We start from the raw sequence: 19,779 nt of genomic DNA on the forward strand, positions 1-19,779 counted from the left end.
TCAATATCGCCCGGGTAAAAATACCGCCAGAATGTCCTTTCCTTCCGCGGTCTCTTCCGGCATTCACGTGCCACCATGAAAGTCTCGGATTTCGATTTCCATCTCCCCGAAGAACGGATCGCCCTGCGCCCCGTAAAGCCCCGTGACGCCGCCCGCATGCTGGTCATCGGCGATGACGGCCTCATCGATTCCTCGGTCGCGGACCTGCCTGGCCTGCTTTGCGCCGGCGACGTCATGGTGTTCAACGACACCCGCGTCATCCCCGCGCGCCTCCACGGCATCCGCCCGGCCGACACCACGCGCGGCGAGGTCCGGATCGAGCTCCTGTTGCACAAGCGGGTGGACGGCGAGAGCTGGCAGGCCTTCGCCCGCCCCGGCAAGCGCCTGCGCATCGGCGACACGGTCCTGATCGGCGACCTGGCCGCCTCGATCATGATGAAGGGTGATGGCGGCGAATTGCTGGTCCGCTTCGACCGCTCGGGCCGCGACCTCGACCTGGCGATCATGGAGCGGGGCGAGATGCCCTTGCCGCCCTACATCGCCGGCAAGCGGGCGACCGACGAGGGCGACCTCAGCGACTACCAGACCATGTTCGCCGCCCGCGACGGCGCCGTCGCCGCGCCAACCGCGAGTCTGCACTTCACCGAGGGGCTGATGACCCGGCTGGGGGAGGCGGGGATCGGTCATGTCACCCTGACGCTGCATGTCGGCGCAGGGACCTTCTTGCCGGTCAAGGCCGAGGACACCAGCGATCACAAGATGCACGCGGAATGGGGGGAAATCAGCGCCGCGACGGCGAAACTGTTGAACGAGACGCGGCGAAAAGGCGGCAGAATTGTGGCGGTGGGCACCACGTCGCTCCGCCTGCTCGAGAGCGCGGCGGACGAGCAAGGGACGATTCATCCCTTCGCCGACGAGACCGACATCTTCATCACGCCCGGTTACCGCTTCCGCGCCGTGGACGTGCTGATGACCAATTTCCACCTGCCCAAGAGCACTTTATTCATGCTGGTCAGTGCCTTCGCCGGGCTGGACACCATGCAAGCGGCCTACGCGCATGCCATCGACACCGGATACCGGTTCTACTCCTATGGCGACGCCTGCCTGCTGTTTCCCGAACGGGCGGAATAATCAGCGCGCCTCGTGCGCGACCTCGACCAGCGGCGCGAATGTCTCGACCTGGCGCTCCCAGTCATCCTCGGTGCCGTCGTCGAGGAATCGGTTGCTGTCCATGATGACTTCGTCCACGCCGGCGTCCCGGGCGGCGCGCAACTGATCGGCCATTTCCTCAATGGAACCAAACCAGTAGGCGACGATCCTGTCACCGATCTGCTTCGGCGCCTGGCGCTTCGAGAAAGGCGGAATAGCCCAGACGCGCCAGTAACAGGGCAGGCGGCCCCGCCCGAAATCCTCCTGCGCGGCGCGGTTGGCCTCCTGATAATCGGCCATGGCTGTCTCCAGGTCCTTCCCGGCGGTCTGCCAGCCATCGCACAGCTCGGCCGTCCGGCGCTGGCCCGGCTTGGAACTGAAGCCGCCGATGATCGGGATCGCCGGCTCGCCGGCCGCGTTCCGCTGGATCGGCTTGGGACTGGTGGCAGACGGCGGGATATCGAAGAACGTGCCGCGGAACTCGACCGGGTCCTCCTTCCAGCAGGCGCGCAGCGCGTGGATGAACTCGGCGCTGCGCTTGCCGCGGGTATGGAAATCGATATCGCTCTGCCGGTACTCTTCCTTGTTGAGCCCAAGGCCGATGCCCAGCACGGCGCGCCCGTCCGACAGGATATCCAGCGTCGCCGACTGCTTGGCGAGCATGATCGGGCGGTGATACCCCAGCGTGATCACGGAGGTGCCGAGCTTGATGCGGTCCGTGACCGCCGCGGCGAAGGACAGCAGCTCGAGCGGTGATAGATCCTGTCCCGGCGCGTCCGCACGCGGCGGATTTTGCGGGTTGAACAGGCGCTCATGCACCCAGAGGCTGTCGAAACCGGCCGCTTCCGCGTCCATGGCGAAACGCTTGATGACCTTGGGCGTGGCGGCGAGGCCGAGTTGGGGCAGGGCGAGTCCGATGCGCATGGGTGTTTTCGATTGTCCCCGTTGGTTCGTGATCTAGAGTGTCGATCGACACTACCTCATACGAAACAAAAAACGGGAAAGATCATGTTCAGGGATGCGCTCGACTTCACGGGAAAAACCGTTCTCATCACCGGCGGCTCAAGCGGGATCGGCAACGGCATCGCCCGCTGTTTCCGCGACTGCGGCGCGACCGTGGTCATCACCGGCACGAAGGCGTCGGCGGCCGATTATCCCGATACCGATTGCGCGGACATGCGCTTCTTCCAGCTCGATGTCGGCGACGACAAGGCGGTCGAGGCCTTCGATCCCGGGATCGACCGTCTCGACGTCCTCGTGAACTCGGCCGGCACCGTCGCCTACAAGCGGCAGGAGTACGAGATGGAAACGTTCCGAAAGGTGATGGACGTCAACATCATGGGCATGATGCACATGTGCACCAAATTCTATCCCATGCTGGTCGAGACCAAGGGCTCCATCGTCAACGTGACCTCGGTGGCCAGTTTTCGCTCGACGCCCGGCAATCCCGCCTACAGCGCCTCCAAGGGCGGCGGGCTGACGCTGACGCGCACCCTCGCCAATGCCTGGGGCCGCAACGGCGTGCGGGTGAACGCGATCCTGCCCGGCCTGGTGGACACCAAGCTGACCAAGGTGACCCGCGACAATCCGGAGCTTTACGAGGCCTCGATCAAGCGCACGCCGCTGCGGCGCTGGGGCACACCGGAAGAGATGGGCGGCATCGCCCTGTTCCTCGCCAGCCCGCTGTCCGGGTTCGTGACCGGCGAAGGGATCGTGGCTGACGGCGGCGCGAATGTCTGATAGGTCCTGCGCCTGATGACCTCCAGCAAGTCAAAGGGCGCATGAACGATCGTTTCTCCTTCTCCCTGATGGCCCGTGACGGCGAAGCCCGTCGCGGGACTCTGCGCACCGTGCGCGGCTATGTGGAAACCCCGGCCTTCATGCCGGTGGGCACCGCCGCGACGGTCAAGGCCATGATGCCCGAGAGCGTGGCCGCGACGGGCGCGCAGATCATTCTGGGCAACACCTACCATCTGATGCTGCGGCCCGGCGCCGAGCGCGTCGCGGCGCTGGGCGGGCTGCACAAGTTCATGAACTGGTCCGGCCCGATTCTGACGGATTCCGGCGGGTTCCAGGTCATGTCTCTCTCCAAGCTGCGCAAGATCGACGAACAGGGCGTGACCTTCCAGTCGCATCTGGACGGTACGGCCTTCAGCCTGACGCCCGAACGCAGTATGGAGATTCAGCGGCTGCTCGGCTCGAACATCGTCATGGCCTTCGACGAATGCACCAAGTTTCCGGTCGAGAAGACCGAGGCGGCCACCTCCATGCAGCTTTCCATGCGCTGGGCGCGTCGTTCGCGCGAAGCCTTCAATGGCGGCGGGGACCATGCGGCACAGAACGCGCTGTTCGGCATCGTCCAGGGCAGCACGTTCGAGGATCTGCGCCATGAATCCATCGCCGCGCTGACCGAGATCGGCTTCGAGGGCTACGCCGTCGGCGGTCTGGCGGTGGGCGAGGGGCAGGAGACCATGTTCGATGTGCTTGATTACACAGCCCCGGCGCTGCCGCAGGACCGCCCGCGCTACCTGATGGGCGTCGGCAAGCCGTCCGATCTGGTGGGCGCGGTCCAGCGCGGCATCGACATGTTCGATTGCGTGCTGCCGACACGCTCTGGCCGGAACGGTCAGGCGTTCACCCGCCGCGGCACCGTCAACATCAACAATGCGCGCCATCTCGACGACCCGCGCCCGCTGGACGAGGCGTGCGGCTGTCCGGCCTGCCGTCAGTACAGCCGGGCCTATCTGGCCCATCTCGTCCGCTCGGGCGAGATCCTCGGCGCCATGCTGATGACGTGGCACAACCTGCAATATTATCAGGACCTGATGGCAGGCCTGCGCGGCGCCATCGAGCGCCGGGAGATGGCGGCCTTCGTGGCCGAATTCCATGCCATGCACGAGCAGGGCGATATTGATCCGCTGTAGATCCTCGCAAGGACAAATCGCGGTTCTCCTGTGCTTTCCCAACGAAACAGGCAGTCGTTAGGCTTATGAAACAAGACTTGTTGCGCCCTGATAACCACGCCAGTATTCGGGGCAAGCGCCCGCCGGCCCGGAAGCGGTCGACCGTCCGGCCGGCGCCGGATACGCGCAGGGATGAAATCGCCATGACGGCTGCCTGGACCAATGTTACCGACGCCGTGTTCCACCACGCCGCGACGCGCCCGGATGCCGTCGCGCTGGTCGAAGGGCCCACCTGGCTGACCTTCAGCGAGTTCGCATCCCTCATCGCCAAGGCGACGGTTTACTTGCGCCAGCAGGGCATCAAAGCGGGCGATCGTGTCGGCGTGCGCATGACCAACAGCGCCGATCACATCATCCTGTCGCTGGCCTTGCTGCGTCTGGGAGCGGCCAAGTTCGAGCTGTCACCCAACGCGGAGGCGGGCGAACTCGAGGCGATCACGCGCAAGTTCTCGCTGGCGACCCTGTTCATCGAGCCGCCGATGAAGCTCTATCGCGGCGCGCGCTGCTTGCCGGTCGACCTGTCATGGCGCCCGTCCTTGCTGGCTCTCGAGGGAGACGCCCGTCATGATGACGGTATCGAGCCCTTCTATGTCGCCCTGACTTCGGGCAGCTCAGGTACGCCCAAGGCTATTCCGGTCTCGCACCGTCAGATCATCGGCCGCTTCGTCGATCTGGCCAGCGGGCATGCCCAGACCGGCATGATCTCGCTCGAGCGACCGGGTAATTTCATGCTGATCGGCAGCCTTGCCTTCAGCGATTTTCATAATTTCATGCTGACCCAGCTCATGGCGGGCGCCTGCATCGTTGTCCTGCCTGAGTTCGGGAGATTCTATGACATCGTTCGCTATCTGAACCATTACGACGATACCGTGACCATGTTGACGCCGGCCATGTGCGACGCGCTGCTCGCCTGCGCGCCCAAGTCGGGCGTCCTGCTGCCGCGGATGCGGTTCATGACGGTAGGCGGGCAATCCACACCGCCTGATATCAAGAAGGCGATGATCAACCGGGTCACGCCTCATTTCCACGATCTATACGCCTGTCCGGGCGCGGGTGTCATCGCGCTCCAACAGCCGTCCGAAATGCCACGCCGTGGCGACAGCGTCGGGAAGCCGGTGACCGGCGTCGAGGTGGAAATCGTCGACGCCGCGGGCAAGCCACTCGGCGCCAACCGGATCGGATATCTGCGCTGCCGAGGAGACTTCGTCTCGGCTAACTTCCTGATGGGAGAGGACGCCACCTGGGAGCCCGGCGAGGGATTCAGAGACGGATGGTATTATCCGGGTGATCTCGCCAGCATGGACAGCAGCGGCTTCGTGTTCATCAAGGGACGGACGTCGGACATCATCCGCCGGAATGGCATCGAGGTCTATCCTGCGGAGATCGAGGCGGCCATCGCGTCGCACCCGTCCGTGAAGGAAGCGGCGGTAATCGGGCTGCCGGCCAGGCGCGGTGGTCACGACGTCATCGCCATCGTCGTCCCGAAGACACAGCCCGATCACGACGAAATCACCCAGCATTGCGAGACCAAGCTGACGCCTGAAAAGCGCCCCGGCGGGATTGCCTACATGGACGCGCTACCCAGAACCGCCAACGGCAAGGTCAACCGGACCAGAGTCCGCGAACTGGCGCAGATAGCACTCAAACGCGCCGAAGCCATGCGAAAGACCAGAGGGACCGCATGACGCGCGTGGTCGTGACAGGCGGCGCCACGGGTATCGGCGCCGCGACCGTCGATCGCTTGGAGAAGCGCGGATGCCAGGTCATCGTTCTGGATGTGGTGCCACCCCAGGAGGCGTCCGCCGGTTTCATTTGCTGCGATCTCTCCGATCCGGCTGCCATCGAAAGGGCTACCTCCGAGATCGACGGCCCTATCGATGCTCTGGTCAACGTCGCGGGTATTCCGGGACCGAGGCCGGCAGAGCCCGTCGTGGCGGTCAATTTCCTCGGGTTGCGGGCGCTGTCGCTGAAACTTCTGCCCCGCATCGTTCCCGGCGGCAGTCTCGTCATTGTCGCCTCGACCGCGGGCCGGGATTGGCAACGCCGTTCCACCGTCGTCAATCAGTTGCTCGACACCGCCGACTTTGAATCCGGCATCACATGGTGCCGGGAGAATTCCGGTCTCTGGGACAGGGATCCTTACACGTTCTCGAAACAGTGCGCGGTAGCCTGGATGTACCGTGCCGCGGGCCTTGCACTGCCGCGCGGTGTCCGGGTCAACAGTGTCAGTCCCGGCGGCACCCAGACCAGGCTGACCAAGAACTTCACCGAGCAGATCGGCGCGGAGCAGGTGGCCTGGATGAACGAGCGGATTGGCCGAATGGCCAGACCGGACGACATCGCGGCGATCATCGAGTTCGTGGCCATCGGGGATTGCGGCTGGCTCAACGGCATCGACATTGTCGCCGATGGCGGGCTGAGCGCCGGCATTCTGGGAGGCTGGATCGACTTCAGCCAGTCTCCGGCTGCCAGAGCCAAAGCCGCGCGGCAGCCGACCGAGAGCTGAGCCTAGACGGGCATCGGTGCCGGCACCATGCCAGCGACCTCGGCGGCGATCGCGTAGGATCGCTTGCGTGCCTCATGGTCGAAAATCTGCGAGGCGATCATCAACTCGTCGGCGCCGGTACGGGCGATGAAGGCTTCGAGGTCGCGCTTCACGGTCTCCGGCGACCCGATGGCGGAACGTTCCAGGGTCTGCTGGATCAGGTGCCGCTCCGATGGGCCGAGTGTATCCTCATAGTGCTCAACCGGCGGCTGCAACTGGCTGGGGCGGCCGGTGCGCAGATTGACGAAGGCCTGCTGCATGGAACTGGCCAGAAGACGCGCCTCGGCATCGGTCGGCGCCGCGAACACGTTATAGCCCAGCATGAGGTAGGATTTGTCGAGGAACTCGGATGGCTTGAAACGGGTCCGGTAGATCTCGATCGCCTGCATCATCTGGGCCGGAGCGAAATGCGAGGCGAAGGCGTAGGGCAGGCCAAGGGCGGCCGCGAGCTGGGCGCCGAAGGTACTGGAACCCAGAATCCAAACCGGCACATGCGTGCCTTCGCCCGGGATCGCCCTGACATACTGGTTGGGCTGAGCGTCGCGGAAATAGCCGATCAATTCCATGACGTCGCGCGGGAACTCGTTCGGGTCCGACTCCAGGGTCCGGCGCAGGGCGCGCGCCGTCATCTGGTCCGTGCCCGGCGCACGGCCGAGGCCGAGTTCGATTCGTCCGGGATAGAGCGATGCCAGCGTTCCGAACTGCTCGGCGATCACGAGCGGCGCGTGATTGGGGAGCATGATGCCGCCCGCGCCGACCTTGATGGTCGAGGTGCCGGCGGCCACATGGCTGATGACGATGGACGTCGCCGCGCTGGCCACGCCCGGCATGCCATGATGCTCGGCGAGCCAGTAGCGATGGTAGCCCAAGCGTTCGGCATGCCGCGCCAGATCGCGCGAGTTGCGGAACGCGTCGCCGGGCGTGCCGCCTTCAACGACGGGGCAGAGATCGAGAACCGAGAGTTTGATCATGGCGCACATATGGGATGAGAAGCGAGAGGCGCCAAACCCTAAAAGCAATGAGCCGTCATGGATACCCCAAATGCCGGCGAGTCACTTGCTCAGGCGGCGCCGGTTGGCGCGGACCTTCCGGCGGTAATGCGCCACGGTCCTGGCCGCGGCGCCCACCGCCGACGTGCCCAGCCCACCGCGCAGCGCCAGCTGCTGGAGCGCCACACCGGCAGCGATCTTTTCTTCCACCATCTTCCGGGCTTCCGCATCGGCAGCGCTGCCGCCGGCGCCAATCTTCATGGTGCGCAGGGTGATCACCGTCGAGGCTTCGATCCCCAGCGTCCATGTGTCGAACCACAGATCCATCCAGGGATTGCTTCGGCCGCGTGTCCGTGACGCCATTCTTGTTTCCTTTGAGAGGTTTCGCGCCTTGGCGCGGTGCGGCGGGGCATGCGATCATTCGGGGATCGGAGATCAGTATGACGCCATTCGCTCACCGCGACAGTGCTAAATCGGCGGGCGAGACGTCCGCGAGAGCGACCCTGTGAACAAGCGGCCCGGCGCGGACACGGGAGCTGGGGCCCAGACATGGCGCGAACGCTTCGGCGCCCTGCGCAATCTGCCGCCCTTTCTCAAGCTCGTCTGGCGCACCAGCCCGGCGCTCACCACCGCGACGCTTTCGCTGCGCCTGGTGCGCGCCCTGCTGCCCGTCACCACCCTGTTCATCGGCAAGCTCATCATCGACGAGGTGATCGCGCTCTCGCGCCTGCCGGACACGCCGGACAGCCCGGGCGGATGGCTTGAGAGTGGCCTGCTCGGCGATCTTGGCCTGCTGGTCGCCCTGGAATTCGGTCTCGCCGTCGTCGCCGATATCAGCGGACGGGTGGTGTCGCTGCTCGATGGCCTGCTGTCCGAGCGGTTCAGCAACGAAACCAGCATCCGGCTGATGCAGCATGCCGCGACGCTCGATCTCGAGGATTTCGAGGACAGCGAGCTGCAGGACAGTCTCGACCGCGCGCGCCGGCAGGCGGCGGGCCGGATGTCGCTGATGAGCATGATGTTCGGCCAGGCGCAGGATCTGGTCACCGTGGTCAGCTTCGCGGCCGGTCTGATGGTCTACGCCCCCTGGCTGATCGCGCTGCTGCTGGCGGCACTGGTGCCCGCCTTTCTGGGGGAGGCGCACTTCAACGCCCAAAGCTATTCCCTGGCCTATATGCGCACACCGGAACGCCGGGAGCTGGACTATGTCCGCCAGACCGGCGCCAGCGTCGAGACGGCCAAGGAGGTGAAGATCTTCGGGCTGAACGCGTTCCTGATGGAACGCTATCGCGTGTTGTCGGGCGAGATCTACCGCGCCAACAAGCGGCTGGCCATCCGCCGGGCCGGCTGGGGCGGCGCCCTGACCGCGCTCGGCACCATCGCCTACTACTTGGCCTATGCCTATCTGGTGTGGCGGACGCTGGCCGGAGCGTTCAGCATCGGCGACCTGGTGTTTCTCGCGGGGTCGTTCCTGCGGCTGCGCGGCCTGCTGGAAGGCCTGCTGCTGGGCGTTTCCCAAGTGGCGGGACAGGCGCTTTATCTGGACGACCTGTTCGACTTCTTCGAGATCAGGCCGGAGATCGTCTCGCCGCCCGATGCACTGCCGTTCCCGTCGCCCATCCGGCAGGGCTTCAGCTTCGAGAATGCCGGCTTTACCTATCCCGGTTCAGGCCGCTGGGCCGTCAGGCATCTGACCTTCACCCTGCGGCCCGGCGAAGTGCTGGCGCTGGTGGGCGAGAACGGGGCAGGGAAGACCACGCTGGTAAAGTTGTTGGCCCGGCTCTACGACCCCGACGAGGGCCGGATCCTTCTGGATGGCCGCGATCTGCGCGAGTACGACCTCGACGCCCTGCGCAGCAATATCGGCGTCATCTTCCAGGATTTCATGCGCTATCATCTGAGCGCCGCGGACAACATCGCGGTAGGCCGGATCGAGGCCCGGGACGACCGGGACCGGATCGAGCGGGCCGCCCGGCGTTCCATGGCCGACGAGGTGATCCGCAAACTGCCTGGTGGCTACGACCAGATCCTGGGTAAGCGGTTTCGCACCGGCATCGACCTCTCCGGCGGCGAGTGGCAGAAGATCGCCATCGCGCGTGCCTACATGCGGGATGCGCAGGTGCTGATCCTGGACGAGCCCACCGCCGCCCTGGACGCCCGGTCGGAGTTCGAGGTGTTCCAGCGGTTTCGCGACCTCAGCGAACAGCGGACCGCGGTGCTGATCAGCCACCGCTTTTCCAGCGTGCGCATGGCGGACAGGATTCTCGTCATGGCCGATGGCGGCATCGAGGCGATGGGCAGCCACGAAGAACTGCTGGCGGCATCACCGCGATATGCCGAGCTGTTCGAGTTGCAGGCGGCGGGTTACCGTTAGCCAGCCGGAGGGGCGTGGCGCATCTGCCGCCGCATGGCGAACTTGCGCGCCGCCTCGCTGGGCAGCATCTCCAGCGTGATGACCTTTTGCGCGATGAGCACTTCGATCAGGTCTTCGAGAACCCTGATGAAGTCGCGATCCTGCTCGTCGAGAATTTTGTCGAGGATGTGTTGGACCATCGTCGTTCCAGTTGGGCGTGAACCACGCGGCGCCCCCAAGGGCCTCGCCGTTCCGCGAATGAGTTAAAAAACGATATTCAAGTATTTTATCGTACGCCTCTACATGGCGGCGCCGCATGTTAAGTTTTGTAATGAAAGTCCCTCACAGAGGGAGATGGTGAGCTCGCCGGGACTCGAACCCGGGACCTACAGATTAAAAGTCCGTTGCTCTACCAGCTGAGCTACGAGCCCTCACCAGACGGAACCGAAGGCTCCGAAAACGCGCGGACCATACGGTTGGCGGCCATGCCGGTCAATCCCTGTCTCGCCTGGTCTTTCATTCGTCCAACACGTGTCATTTAAAACGACTGTTGTGTCGTTCCCAGGGCTCCCGTACGGTTTCAGCGGGACGTTTGGGGCGTCCTGTCATTCAGTGCAAGCGAAGCGGGAGTTGGACATGAAACAGCTGCAGGACAAAGTTGCCATCGTCACGGGCGCGGGCAGGGGCATCGGCCGCGCCATCGCGCTGGCCTATGCGGCCGAAGGGGCCAAGGTCGCGGTCGTCTCCCGCACGCCCTCGACGGTGGAGGCGGTGGCCAAGGAAATCAACGACGCTGGCGGCACCGCCATCGGTATCGCCTGCGACGTGGGCAAGCGCGACGAGGTGTTCGGCGCCGTCGAGACGACCGTGCAGGCCTTCGGCACGGTGCATATCGTCGTCAACAACGCCCAGGGTTTCGGCACGGAGTCGGATCCGCAACCATCGACCGTGTTCGTCGCCATGGAGGACACGAACGAGGACGAGTGGGAATACACCTTCCGCACGGGGGCGACCGCCTCGCTGTGGTTCATGAAGGCCGCGTTCCCGCACATGAAGGCGCAGGGCTATGGCAAGATCATCAACTTCGCCTCCAGTTCGGGGCAGACGGGCTTTCCCGGCAACACTTGCTACAACGCCACCAAGGAAGCGATCCGCGCTTTGACGCGCACGGCCGCCAATGAATGGGGCCAGTACGGCATCAACGTGAACGTGATCAATCCGGCGCTGGAGACCCGCGCGTTCGAGAAGTGGAAGACGGCGCGTCCCGAATTCGTCCAGGCGCTGGTCGAGAAGATTCCCATGCGCCGGCTGGGCGATCCGGAACGTGATGGCGGACCGCTTGCGGTGTTCCTCGCCAGTCCAGGCTCGGATTACATCACCGGCCAGACGTTCCTGCTGGAAGGCGGCATGCACACCTTCGCGTGAAGGGAGGCGGACAAACCGCATAATTCCGTCAACCCTGCTTGCGAATGGTTTCGTGCGCGCAATATTCCAAATGTCGCCAATCGCGGCGATCTTTGGGAGACGGGACATGAGTATGGGGATGACGGGTCTGCGTTTGGCTGCCGGCGCACTCGCGATTGCTCTGGCATCATCGGGAGCCCACGCGGCCTCCGACTATCTGATGAAACTGGATGGCGTTAAAGGTGAAGCGTCGGCGGGAACGATCGAGGTGCAGTCGTTTTCATGGGGCGCCCACAATGCGGGAAGCAGCGCATCGAGTGGCGGCATGGCACAGGGCAGAGCGGCCGCGGCGTCGCCGCCCGCAGGTCCGGGAACGGTCCTCGTAACGGCGGCCGCGGAGTCGAGTTGCCCGAAAGGGAAACATTTCGCGACCGTGGTCCTGACCGGACGAGGCACGAGCTATGCGCTGAGCGACGCGACGGTGACAGAATGCTCGGTCCATGGCGATCCGCATGTCATGGAGCTGAGTTACGGGAAGGTATCCGTCAGTGATCTGTCGATCACCAGCGGCCCGCGCAACCGCACGGCGCCCGTGCCTTCTTCCGGGGATGTCGCGCCCGCGCCGTCACGGTAGATCGAACGACACAGGGTAGGCTGAACGGGCTCCGGAGCGATCCGGAGTCCGTTTCAGTGACTCAGGCCCGTTCCTTGGTGCGGTAGAACTGGATCTGGGGCCATTCCTCCATGGTCCGGTTCAGCTCCCACATGTTGCGGGCGAGCAGGACCGGCGCACCGTCGCGGTCCTCGGCCATCACCGAGCGGCGGTCCTCGAGGAATTTCCTGAGCTGCGCGGGGTCGTCGCTCGCGACCCAGCGCGCGGTCTCGAAGGGCGCGGGCTCGAAGGCGATGCCGACCTTGTATTCGACGGCGACACGCGAGGCCATGACCTCGAGCTGGAGCTGGCCGACGACGCCGACGATCCAGTTCGAGCCGAGCATGGGCCGGAAAGCCTGCACCACGCCTTCCTCGGCAAGATCCTCGAGCGCGCTGCGCAACTGCTTGGATTTGCTGGGATCCTCGAGGCGGACGCGGCGCAACATTTCCGGCGCGAAGCTGGGGATGCCGGTGAAGCGGATATCCTCGCCCTCGACCAGCGCGTCGCCGACCCGCAAGGTGCCGTGGTTCGGCACGCCGATGATGTCGCCGGGATAGGCCTCCTCCGCGAGCTCGCGTTCCTGGGCGAAGAAGAAGATCGGGTTGGCGATGGCGAGCGGCTTACCGCTGCGTACCTGCTTCAGCTTCATGCCGCGCCGGAAGCGGCCGGAGACGAGGCGCACGAAGGCGATGCGGTCGCGGTGGTTCGGGTCCATGTTGGCCTGGACCTTGAACACGAAACCGGTGACCCTTTCTTCGGAGGGATGAACCGGCGCCGGTTCGGCCGGCTGCGTCTGCGGCGGCGGCGCGAAGCGTTCCAGTGCGTCTAGCAACCGGTCGACGCCGTAATCCTTCAGCGCGCTGCCGAAATAGACCGGCGTCAGGTGACCCTCGCGATAGGCCTGGACGTCGAAGTCGGGATAGGCGCCCTCGGCCAGTTCGGCCATCTCGCGGAACGGATCGAGCACGTGCGGCGGGACGCGCTTCTCCAGTTCAGGATCGTCGATTCCGGTGACGTCCACGGCCAGATCGAACTTGCCGTCGCGGCCCGAACTGGAGGTGAGGTGCTGGCTGGCGCCCAGATCGTAAAGTCCGTGAAACGCGGTACCCGAGCCGATGGGCAGCACCATGGGGCAGACATTCAGCGCCAGCGTGCTCTCGATCTCGTCGAGCAATTCGAAGACGTCGCGGGCTTCCCGGTCCACCTTGTTGATGAAGGTGATGATCGGAATGTCGCGCAGGCGGCAGACCTCGAACAGCTTCTTGGTCTGTTCCTCGATGCCCTTCGCGGCGTCGATGACCATGATGGCGGAATCGACGGCGGTCAGCGTGCGGTAGGTGTCCTCGCTGAAATCCTGGTGGCCGGGTGTGTCGAGCAGGTTGAAGGTGATGCCGTCGCGCTCGAAGGTCATGACCGAACTGGTGATCGAGATGCCGCGGCTGCGCTCGATCTCCATCCAGTCCGACTGGGTGCGGCGGCGTTCGCCGCGCGCGCGCACGTTGCCGGCCAGGCGGATGGCGCCGCCGAACAGCAGCAGCTTTTCCGTCAGCGTCGTCTTGCCGGCGTCGGGATGGGAAATGATCGCGAAAGTGCGCCGCGAGGCGTAAGGCGGTGAAGCCTGACCGGTCCGGTCCCGCGCCACGGCGGCCGTGCTGGAATCCGTCATCGTTCTCGCAGTGCCGTTTGGGTTGGCCGCACATATACGGCTGACCGCCGCGTATTGCCACGCTTATGTTGATCCGGCAGGGGCCGGTTGTACCTGACTCGCCGGGCCCGTTATGCTCTATTGGCCTCATCCGCCGCCAACAGGGTTGATCCGTGACGCTTTTTCCTTACTCCGGCGCTTCGTTCCTGTCTCGCCGCAGGCTGCTCCAGCTCAGCGCGGGCCTGGCAGGCGCCAGTGCGTTCGGCGTTCCGATGCCTGCCCTCGCGCGGCGCCTCAGGATGGCGATCGTCACCGGCGGCACGGGCGGCGTGTTCTATCCCTATGGCGGCGGATTGGCCAAAGTCCTGACCGAGAAGGGCGACGACATCCAGGCGACGGCGCAGGTCACCGGCGGGTCGGTGGACAACATCATGCTGCTGGACGCGGGCGAGGCCGAGATCGGCTTCTCGACCGTCGATTCCACCTTCGACGCCATTCGCGGCCTCGCGCCCTACGACGTGGTCGGCCCGCAGAAGGTCAACGCGCTGGCGGTGCTGTATGAGAGCTTCCTGCATGTGGTGGTCAACGCCAACCTGCCGATCCAGCGCATCGCGGACCTGAAGGGCCGGCGGGTGTCGGTCGGCTCGGCCGGTTCCTCGACCGAAGCCATCGCCGACCGCGCGCTGGCTGCCGCCGGTCTCGATCCCCGGCGCGACATCGTGCGCGACAATCTGTCGGTGGCGGAATCCGCGAGCGCTCTCAAGGACGGCAAGATCGCGGGTTTTTTCTGGGTCGGCGGCGTGCCGACTTCGGCGATCAGCGACATGGCCAGCATGGGACAGCCGCCGCTTCGCATCCTGCACGCGGAGGAGGAGCGGCGGGTGATGGAGCGCAAATGGCCCGGTATCTATGAACCTTTCGCCCTGCCGGCCGATATCTATGTGGGCCAGACCGAGGCCGTGGCCGGAATCGGCGTGGCCAACCTTCTGGTCGTGTCGTCGCAGGTCGATGGCGAGTTCGTGACACGCGTGCTCAAGACGATCTTCGACAATCTGGACACGGTGCATGCGATCCATCCGGAAGCGCGCAAGCTCAGCATCGAGCGCGCGGCCCGCGAGACCGCCGTTCCCTTCCATCCGGCGGCCAAGGCGTTCTACCGCGCGCGCGGAGCCGGCGCATGACCGATCGGACCGCCGGCCAGCCGCAGCGCCCAGCGCTCGATTTCCCGGTGCCGGAGGATAGCGAACCGGAATCGGTGCGGGGCTGGATGGTGTGGTTCACCGGCGCCATCGGCTTCGGGCTTGCGGCATACGCGCTCTACTGGACGCAGTTCTCCATCAACACGACGTTCTACCGGGCCAGCTTCCTCGCCATTGCCCTGGGCCTGATCTACCTGCGCCGGCCACTGCTGGAGGCGGGTACGCCGCTGCGCCGGAGCACCATCGAGGAATGGCTCAGCGCGGGTCTGGCGCTGGCCGTCATCGCGCTCGTGCTGAACGATACCGGCATGATGGGCGGCAATCCGCTGGCGCTGGCGATTACCGGCGTGCTGGCGCTCTGCTTCGCGCTCTATCCGCTGGCCGTGTCCACGCGCCTGTTTTCCCGGTTGCGGATCTCCGACTGGGTGTTCGGCGCGCTGGTGCTGTGGTGCGCCTTCTACCTGTGGACCAATGTCGATCTCTACAAGAACCGGGCGACACGGCCGAGCATGGAAGAACTGGCGCTGGGTCTGGCGCTGCTGCTGATCATTCTGGAAGCGACGCGCCGGGCCATCGGCTGGATCCTGCCGGCGATCACCGTGACCTTCCTCGTCTACTGCTATTTCGGCCCTTATGTGCCGCTGCCGTTCGATCATCGCGGCTTCTCGGTGATGCGGATCATCGCCCAGAACTTCCTGACGCTCGAGGGCATCTTCTCGACGCCCATGGACGTGGCCGCGACCTTCATCATCCTGTTCTCCCTGTTCGGCGCGGTGCTCGCGAAGGGCGGGGCGGGGCAGTTCTTCATCGACTGGTGCTTCGCGCTGTTCGGCAAGAAGCCGTCGCCGTCGGCGCCGGGACGGGCGGTGGTCGCCTCCGGCTTCCTGTTGGGCACGGTGTCCGGTTCCGGCGTCGCGACAACGGTCACGCTCGGCTCGATCGCCTGGCCCATGCTGAAGCGAAGCGGCTATCCGCCCAACGTCGCGGCCGGCATGCTATCGGCGGCCGGCATTGGCGCGATCCTGGCACCGCCGTCGCTGGGCGCGGTGGCCTTCATCATCGCGGAATATCTCCAGGTGCCCTACCTGCAGGTCGTGATCTACGCGACGATTCCGGCGCTGCTGTATTATTTCTCGTGCTGGCTGACGACCGAGGCGGATTCGCGCCGGTTGCGCATCGCGCCGGTGCGGACCTCGGACGCCTCCCTGTGGCACCTGACCAGCCGGTATGGATATCATTTCCTCTCGCTGGTCACGATCGCGGCGCTGCTGATCATGGGCTTTTCCGCCTTCATGGCCGTGTTCTGGTCCATCGTCCTGTCATTCATGCTGTCCATGCTGAGGGCCGAGAACCGTCTGGTGACCCCGGCCGCTTTTGGCGCCGGGGCGATGGCCGGCCTTCTGGCATACGCCTATGGCGCGACGGGCCTGGCGCGCGACCACGGACTCGGGGCGCTCTTTGACGACCGCTTGTCCGTCGCGCTGTTCTGGATGGTGGCGGCGGCCATGGCGGTTTCCGCGCTCCAGGCCGGCCGACGGCTGCGCCGGGGCGAGGCGCCGGCCGAAGACTCGACCCGCATGATCGTCGCGCTGCGCGACGGCGCCCTGTCGACCACCGGGATCATCGCCACCTGCGCCTGCGCCGGCCTGATCGTGTCGGTCGTCAACCTGACCGGCCTCGGCCTGACCATCTCCTCGATCATCGTCGGGGTTGGGGGCGGCGACAGGCTCATGGTAATCCTGCTGGCCGCGCTGGCGATGTGGGTCATCGGCGCCGCGCTGCCGGTAACCGCGAGCTACATCATCGCGGCGGTGATGCTGGTGCCAGCCCTGACCGAAGTCGGCATTCCGGCGCCGGCGGCGCACATGTTCATGTTCTACTATGCCGTTCTGGGCGAGGTATCGCCGCCAACCGCGCTTGCTCCGTTCGCCGCCTCGGCGATTACCGGCGGACAACCGTTCCGCACCATGATGCAGGCCTGGAAGTACACGCTGCCCGCGTTCCTGATTCCGGTGATGTTCTGTCTCACACCGGAAGGCCTTCAACTGCTGGCGCTCACCGTGAGCGGCGACGCGCCATCGAGCGCCTCCGATTGGGGCGGGATCCTGCTGGTGGCGGGCACGTCTTGCCTCGCGCTCATCGGACTGTGTGTTGCCCTGACGGGCTATGCGCGGCGACCTGCCTCGGTTCCCGAGCGTGTCCTGTGCGGCGTCGGCGGCGCCTTGCTGCTGGCCATCGGCACGGTCACGGATGTGGCCGGCGTGCTGCTGCTCGGCGCCGGATTGAGCCTTCACTGGTGGCGTTCGCGCCGCAGCGCGTCCCTTCGGTCGCCTTGATGGTTTTGAAAAACCCGGGGACGCCTATATAAGGGAGACACGGGCGCCGACCGATGGGACAGAACGGTCCGCGCCTGCCGCGCCAACTCCTGTCCGTTGAAAGACTTCCTGCCGGATGCAGCCTGCTCCTCGCGCCGAGCGATATCTTTTCGCCACCTCCATTCCGTTCGTTCTCGCCCATCTCGCCTGCTTCGCGGCGATCTGGACGGGCGTGTCGGTCGCCGACCTGATGTTGTGCGCTGGCCTCTATGCCGCGCGCATGTTCGGCGTGACCGGTGGCTATCATCGCTATTTCTCGCACAAGACGTACAAGACCAGCCGGGTCTTTGCGTTCGTGCTGGCCTTCCTGGCGCAGAGTTCAGCGCAGCGCGGCGCCTTGTGGTGGGCCGGCACGCACCGCCATCATCACCGGTATTCCGACGGGGCTGAAGACGTGCATTCTCCGGTACGGCGCAGCTTCTTCTATTCCCATGTGGGCTGGATCTTCAGCGAGAAGTTCGACAAGACCGATCTGAGCCTTGTGCCCGATCTCGCCAAGTATCCCGAACTGGTTTGGCTCGATCGCAATCCATACGTGCCGCCGTTCCTCACGGGGCTCGTCGTCTGGCTCCTTGCCGGCTGGTCGGGCCTGGTCGTCGGCTTTTTGTGGTCGACGGTGCTGTGCTGGCACGCCACCTTCGCCATCAACTCGCTGGCGCATGTGCATGGCAGCCAGCGTTACGTGACCGGCGACCAGTCCCGCAACAACTGGTGGCTGGCGCTGCTGACCTTCGGCGAGGGCTGGCACAACAATCACCACCATTATCAGGGTTCCGTGAAGCAGGGCTTCCGCTGGTACGAGATCGATATCAGCTATTATGTGCTGCGCGGCTTCGCGGCCGTTGGTCTTGTCTGGGACCTGCGTCTGCCCAGTGCACGGGCCATCGAATATGGCCAGAAACTGCCCAAGGCCGTCGTCGAGAAGGCCGCCGGCCAGCTTGCCGCGAGCTTCCCCGTCGCGCCCATCGCCGCGGATCTTCGCGCCCGCCTTCAGCACGATCTCGCCGAGATGATGGAGCGCTGGCACCGGCAGCTGGACGAAAAGGTGGAGACCATCCGCCACGATCTGGACGAACTGTTCCACGCCATACACATTCCGGCGATGCCGACCGTCGCCGAATTGAGGGACAAGGCCTCCGGCATGTTCGCTCATTCTCCCTGCATGAACGATATCGTCGAACGGACGCGCCAGATCCTGCTCGAGGGTGTTCGGGACGAATTGCTGGGGCGGCGTCCTGTGGCGGCGGCGGCCTGACCCGTGCTAGGGTCCCCCGGGCCTAACGGGGGGAGCCGCATGATATCACTTGAAGGAACAGTCGCACTGGTGACAGGGGCGGCCGGCGGCATCGGCCGGGCCACCTGCGCCGCCTTGATCGAGGCCGGCGCCGTGGTCATCGCCACGGGCACCAACGGCACGGCGGCGGCGCGCAAACCGCCCGGGACCGAATGGCTCGACCTTGACGTCACCGACGAGGCCGCCTGGGCCGCAGCGGCGGCGGACATCGAGCACCGGCATGGTCGCCTCGATATTCTCGTCAACAATGCCGGTGTCTCCATCGTCGAGCGCTTCGAGGACGTGACCTATGCCTCATGGCGGCGGACCATGGCCATCAACACGGATGGCGTCTTCCTCGGCATCCGCGCCATGCTGCCGCTGTTGCGAGCCGCCGGACCCCGCCGCGAGGGAGGCGCGTCGGTCATCAGCGTGTCTTCCGTCGCCGGCATCGTCGGTGCCGAGTTCAACGCCGCCTATTGCGCCAGCAAGGGCGCGGTCCGGCTGCTGACCAAGTCGCTGGCGCTCGAATTCAGCGCCTTCGGCTATCCGGTCCGGGTCAATTCCATCCATCCGGGCGGCGTCGATACCGACATGGTCGAGTCGATCTTCCAGAGTTACGCCGATGTGGGCGCGGCCGAGACAGCGAAAATCGCCTATGATGCGGCGGTCCGTTCCCATCCGCGGGGCCGGATGGCAAAGCCCGAGGAAATCGCCGCCGGCATCCGCTTCATGGCCAGCGACGAGGCCAGCAACATGCACGGCAGCGAGATGATTCTCGATGGCGGCTTCACCGCGCGATAGGGAGACGGAAATGAGCGAGCGTACCGGAGGGTGTCTCTGCGGCAGTGTCCGCTACACGCTGGCGGCCGATCCGCCCGCCGTCGTGGTATGCCATTGCCGCAACTGCCAGAAGCAGGCCGGTTCGGCCCTGTCGGTGGTGGCGGTGTTCGCCCGTCCGGCGCTGACGCTGACGGGCACGACGAAAGTCTACGAGGACCGGGGGACGAGCGGGCAGGCGGTCTACCGCACCTTCTGCCCGGCGTGCGGCTCGCCCGTGCTGACCGACACGCCGCAGGCTAAGGAGCAGGGAATCATCTTCATCAAGGCGGGCACACTCGATGACGTGAGCGACCTGAACCCGACAGCGCATTACTGGACCGGCAGCGCACAGCCCTGGTTCACCATCCCCGAAGGCGCCGCGGCGTTTCACCGGGAGTAATACCGAG

General features: G+C 65.3%; 18 protein-coding genes and 1 tRNA gene. 13 read left to right on the forward strand and 6 right to left on the reverse strand.

Annotated elements, in window-relative coordinates; genetic code table 11:
- Nucleotides 1-75 precede the first annotated feature (75 nt).
- The gene (gene queA / locus WJU17_RS02875; protein ID WP_346325835.1) at nt 76-1,131 is read left to right on the forward strand and encodes a tRNA preQ1(34) S-adenosylmethionine ribosyltransferase-isomerase QueA; all 1,056 of its coding nucleotides are present in this window, start codon (nt 76-78) and stop codon (nt 1,129-1,131) included.
- On the opposite strand, the gene WJU17_RS02880 is transcribed toward queA, so the two are convergent.
- Nucleotides 1,132-2,073: a TIGR03619 family F420-dependent LLM class oxidoreductase gene (locus WJU17_RS02880; RefSeq protein ID WP_346325836.1), complete on the reverse strand. Its 942-nt coding sequence runs from the start codon at nt 2,071-2,073 to the stop codon at nt 1,132-1,134.
- Between the two features lie 84 nt (nt 2,074-2,157).
- On the opposite strand from WJU17_RS02880, the gene WJU17_RS02885 reads away from it, so the two are divergent.
- From WJU17_RS02885 to WJU17_RS02900, 4 genes are all read left to right on the forward strand, one after another.
- Nucleotides 2,158-2,889 (forward strand): SDR family oxidoreductase, encoded by a 732-nt coding sequence (locus WJU17_RS02885; RefSeq protein WP_346325837.1) that lies wholly within the window; start codon nt 2,158-2,160, stop codon nt 2,887-2,889.
- A gap of 41 nt (nt 2,890-2,930) precedes the next feature.
- Nucleotides 2,931-4,073, forward strand: a complete 1,143-nt coding sequence (tgt, locus tag WJU17_RS02890; RefSeq protein WP_346325838.1) for a tRNA guanosine(34) transglycosylase Tgt — start codon at nt 2,931-2,933, stop codon at nt 4,071-4,073.
- Nucleotides 4,074-4,255: 182 nt separating this feature from the next.
- Nucleotides 4,256-5,797, forward strand: coding sequence for a class I adenylate-forming enzyme family protein (locus WJU17_RS02895; protein WP_346325839.1), 1,542 nt, complete (start codon nt 4,256-4,258; stop codon nt 5,795-5,797).
- Complete coding sequence (locus WJU17_RS02900) at nt 5,794-6,618, forward strand: SDR family oxidoreductase (protein ID WP_346325840.1); 825 nt, start codon at nt 5,794-5,796, stop codon at nt 6,616-6,618. The genes WJU17_RS02895 and WJU17_RS02900 overlap by 4 nt, the downstream gene beginning before the upstream one ends.
- A 2-nt stretch (nt 6,619-6,620) precedes the next feature.
- Here the strand turns inward: WJU17_RS02900 and WJU17_RS02905 are convergent, their stop codons facing one another.
- Together WJU17_RS02905 and WJU17_RS02910 are read right to left on the reverse strand one after the other, a co-directional pair.
- A complete protein-coding gene (locus WJU17_RS02905) occupies nt 6,621-7,628 on the reverse strand; it encodes an LLM class flavin-dependent oxidoreductase (protein ID WP_346325841.1) in 1,008 nt (335 codons plus the stop codon).
- A gap of 81 nt (nt 7,629-7,709) precedes the next feature.
- Nucleotides 7,710-8,009 (reverse strand): hypothetical protein, encoded by a 300-nt coding sequence (locus tag WJU17_RS02910; protein ID WP_346325842.1) that lies wholly within the window; start codon nt 8,007-8,009, stop codon nt 7,710-7,712.
- Between the two features lie 142 nt (nt 8,010-8,151).
- On the opposite strand from WJU17_RS02910, the gene WJU17_RS02915 reads away from it, so the two are divergent.
- Nucleotides 8,152-10,020, forward strand: a complete 1,869-nt coding sequence (locus WJU17_RS02915) for an ABC transporter ATP-binding protein (RefSeq protein WP_346325843.1) — start codon at nt 8,152-8,154, stop codon at nt 10,018-10,020.
- Here WJU17_RS02915 and WJU17_RS02920 read toward each other — a convergent pair.
- Together WJU17_RS02920 and WJU17_RS02925 are read right to left on the reverse strand one after the other, a co-directional pair.
- Nucleotides 10,017-10,199: a hypothetical protein gene (locus WJU17_RS02920; RefSeq protein ID WP_346325844.1), complete on the reverse strand. Its 183-nt coding sequence runs from the start codon at nt 10,197-10,199 to the stop codon at nt 10,017-10,019. The genes WJU17_RS02915 and WJU17_RS02920 overlap by 4 nt on opposite strands.
- A 155-nt stretch (nt 10,200-10,354) precedes the next feature.
- Nucleotides 10,355-10,430 (reverse strand) — tRNA-Lys (locus WJU17_RS02925).
- Nucleotides 10,431-10,635: 205 nt separating this feature from the next.
- Here WJU17_RS02925 and WJU17_RS02930 point away from each other — a divergent pair.
- Together WJU17_RS02930 and WJU17_RS02935 are read left to right on the forward strand one after the other, a co-directional pair.
- Nucleotides 10,636-11,424 (forward strand): SDR family oxidoreductase, encoded by a 789-nt coding sequence (locus WJU17_RS02930; RefSeq protein WP_346325845.1) that lies wholly within the window; start codon nt 10,636-10,638, stop codon nt 11,422-11,424.
- A 106-nt stretch (nt 11,425-11,530) separates the two neighbouring features.
- Nucleotides 11,531-12,037 carry a hypothetical protein gene (locus WJU17_RS02935; protein WP_346325846.1) on the forward strand — a complete coding sequence of 169 codons (507 nt, stop codon included), beginning with the start codon at nt 11,531-11,533 and terminating at the stop codon, nt 12,035-12,037.
- 61 nt (nt 12,038-12,098) lie between these two features.
- Here the strand turns inward: WJU17_RS02935 and WJU17_RS02940 are convergent, their stop codons facing one another.
- The gene (locus WJU17_RS02940; protein ID WP_346325847.1) at nt 12,099-13,724 is read right to left on the reverse strand and encodes a peptide chain release factor 3; all 1,626 of its coding nucleotides are present in this window, start codon (nt 13,722-13,724) and stop codon (nt 12,099-12,101) included.
- 152 nt (nt 13,725-13,876) lie between these two features.
- Between WJU17_RS02940 and WJU17_RS02945 the strand changes: the two genes are divergently transcribed.
- The 5 genes from WJU17_RS02945 to WJU17_RS02965 all read left to right on the forward strand — a co-directional run bounded on the left by WJU17_RS02945 (nt 13,877) and on the right by WJU17_RS02965 (nt 19,772).
- Nucleotides 13,877-14,884 carry a TAXI family TRAP transporter solute-binding subunit gene (locus tag WJU17_RS02945; RefSeq protein ID WP_346325848.1) on the forward strand — a complete coding sequence of 336 codons (1,008 nt, stop codon included), beginning with the start codon at nt 13,877-13,879 and terminating at the stop codon, nt 14,882-14,884.
- Nucleotides 14,881-17,238 (forward strand): TRAP transporter fused permease subunit, encoded by a 2,358-nt coding sequence (locus WJU17_RS02950; protein ID WP_346325849.1) that lies wholly within the window; start codon nt 14,881-14,883, stop codon nt 17,236-17,238. Before WJU17_RS02945 ends, WJU17_RS02950 begins: the two co-directional genes overlap by 4 nt.
- Before the next feature lie 115 nt (nt 17,239-17,353).
- Nucleotides 17,354-18,532, forward strand: a complete 1,179-nt coding sequence (locus tag WJU17_RS02955; RefSeq protein WP_346325850.1) for an acyl-CoA desaturase — start codon at nt 17,354-17,356, stop codon at nt 18,530-18,532.
- A 39-nt stretch (nt 18,533-18,571) separates the two neighbouring features.
- Complete coding sequence (locus WJU17_RS02960) at nt 18,572-19,354, forward strand: SDR family oxidoreductase (RefSeq protein WP_346325851.1); 783 nt, start codon at nt 18,572-18,574, stop codon at nt 19,352-19,354.
- A 10-nt stretch (nt 19,355-19,364) separates the two neighbouring features.
- A complete protein-coding gene (locus tag WJU17_RS02965; RefSeq protein ID WP_346325852.1) occupies nt 19,365-19,772 on the forward strand; it encodes a GFA family protein in 408 nt (135 codons plus the stop codon).
- Nucleotides 19,773-19,779: the final 7 nt, after the last annotated feature.

The sequence above is a fragment of the Iodidimonas sp. SYSU 1G8 genome (genome assembly GCF_039655775.1).
Lineage (GTDB): Bacteria > Pseudomonadota > Alphaproteobacteria > SMXS01 > SMXS01 > RI-34.

Bases quoted from the DNA above. Each gene is read 5' to 3' on its own strand.
- queA (WP_346325835.1), top strand. From the start codon at position 76: ATGAAAGTCTCGGATTTCGATTTCCATCTCCCCGAAGAACGGATCGCC.
- WJU17_RS02880 (WP_346325836.1), bottom strand. From the start codon at position 2,073: ATGCGCATCGGACTCGCCCTGCCCCAACTCGGCCTCGCCGCCACGCCC.
- WJU17_RS02885 (WP_346325837.1), top strand. From the start codon at position 2,158: ATGTTCAGGGATGCGCTCGACTTCACGGGAAAAACCGTTCTCATCACC.
- tgt (WP_346325838.1), top strand. From the start codon at position 2,931: ATGAACGATCGTTTCTCCTTCTCCCTGATGGCCCGTGACGGCGAAGCC.
- WJU17_RS02895 (WP_346325839.1), top strand. From the start codon at position 4,256: ATGACGGCTGCCTGGACCAATGTTACCGACGCCGTGTTCCACCACGCC.
- WJU17_RS02900 (WP_346325840.1), top strand. From the start codon at position 5,794: ATGACGCGCGTGGTCGTGACAGGCGGCGCCACGGGTATCGGCGCCGCG.
- WJU17_RS02905 (WP_346325841.1), bottom strand. From the start codon at position 7,628: ATGATCAAACTCTCGGTTCTCGATCTCTGCCCCGTCGTTGAAGGCGGC.
- WJU17_RS02910 (WP_346325842.1), bottom strand. From the start codon at position 8,009: ATGGCGTCACGGACACGCGGCCGAAGCAATCCCTGGATGGATCTGTGG.
- WJU17_RS02920 (WP_346325844.1), bottom strand. From the start codon at position 10,199: ATGGTCCAACACATCCTCGACAAAATTCTCGACGAGCAGGATCGCGAC.
- WJU17_RS02930 (WP_346325845.1), top strand. From the start codon at position 10,636: ATGAAACAGCTGCAGGACAAAGTTGCCATCGTCACGGGCGCGGGCAGG.
- WJU17_RS02935 (WP_346325846.1), top strand. From the start codon at position 11,531: ATGAGTATGGGGATGACGGGTCTGCGTTTGGCTGCCGGCGCACTCGCG.
- WJU17_RS02940 (WP_346325847.1), bottom strand. From the start codon at position 13,724: ATGACGGATTCCAGCACGGCCGCCGTGGCGCGGGACCGGACCGGTCAG.
- WJU17_RS02950 (WP_346325849.1), top strand. From the start codon at position 14,881: ATGACCGATCGGACCGCCGGCCAGCCGCAGCGCCCAGCGCTCGATTTC.
- WJU17_RS02955 (WP_346325850.1), top strand. From the start codon at position 17,354: ATGCAGCCTGCTCCTCGCGCCGAGCGATATCTTTTCGCCACCTCCATT.
- WJU17_RS02960 (WP_346325851.1), top strand. From the start codon at position 18,572: ATGATATCACTTGAAGGAACAGTCGCACTGGTGACAGGGGCGGCCGGC.
- WJU17_RS02965 (WP_346325852.1), top strand. From the start codon at position 19,365: ATGAGCGAGCGTACCGGAGGGTGTCTCTGCGGCAGTGTCCGCTACACG.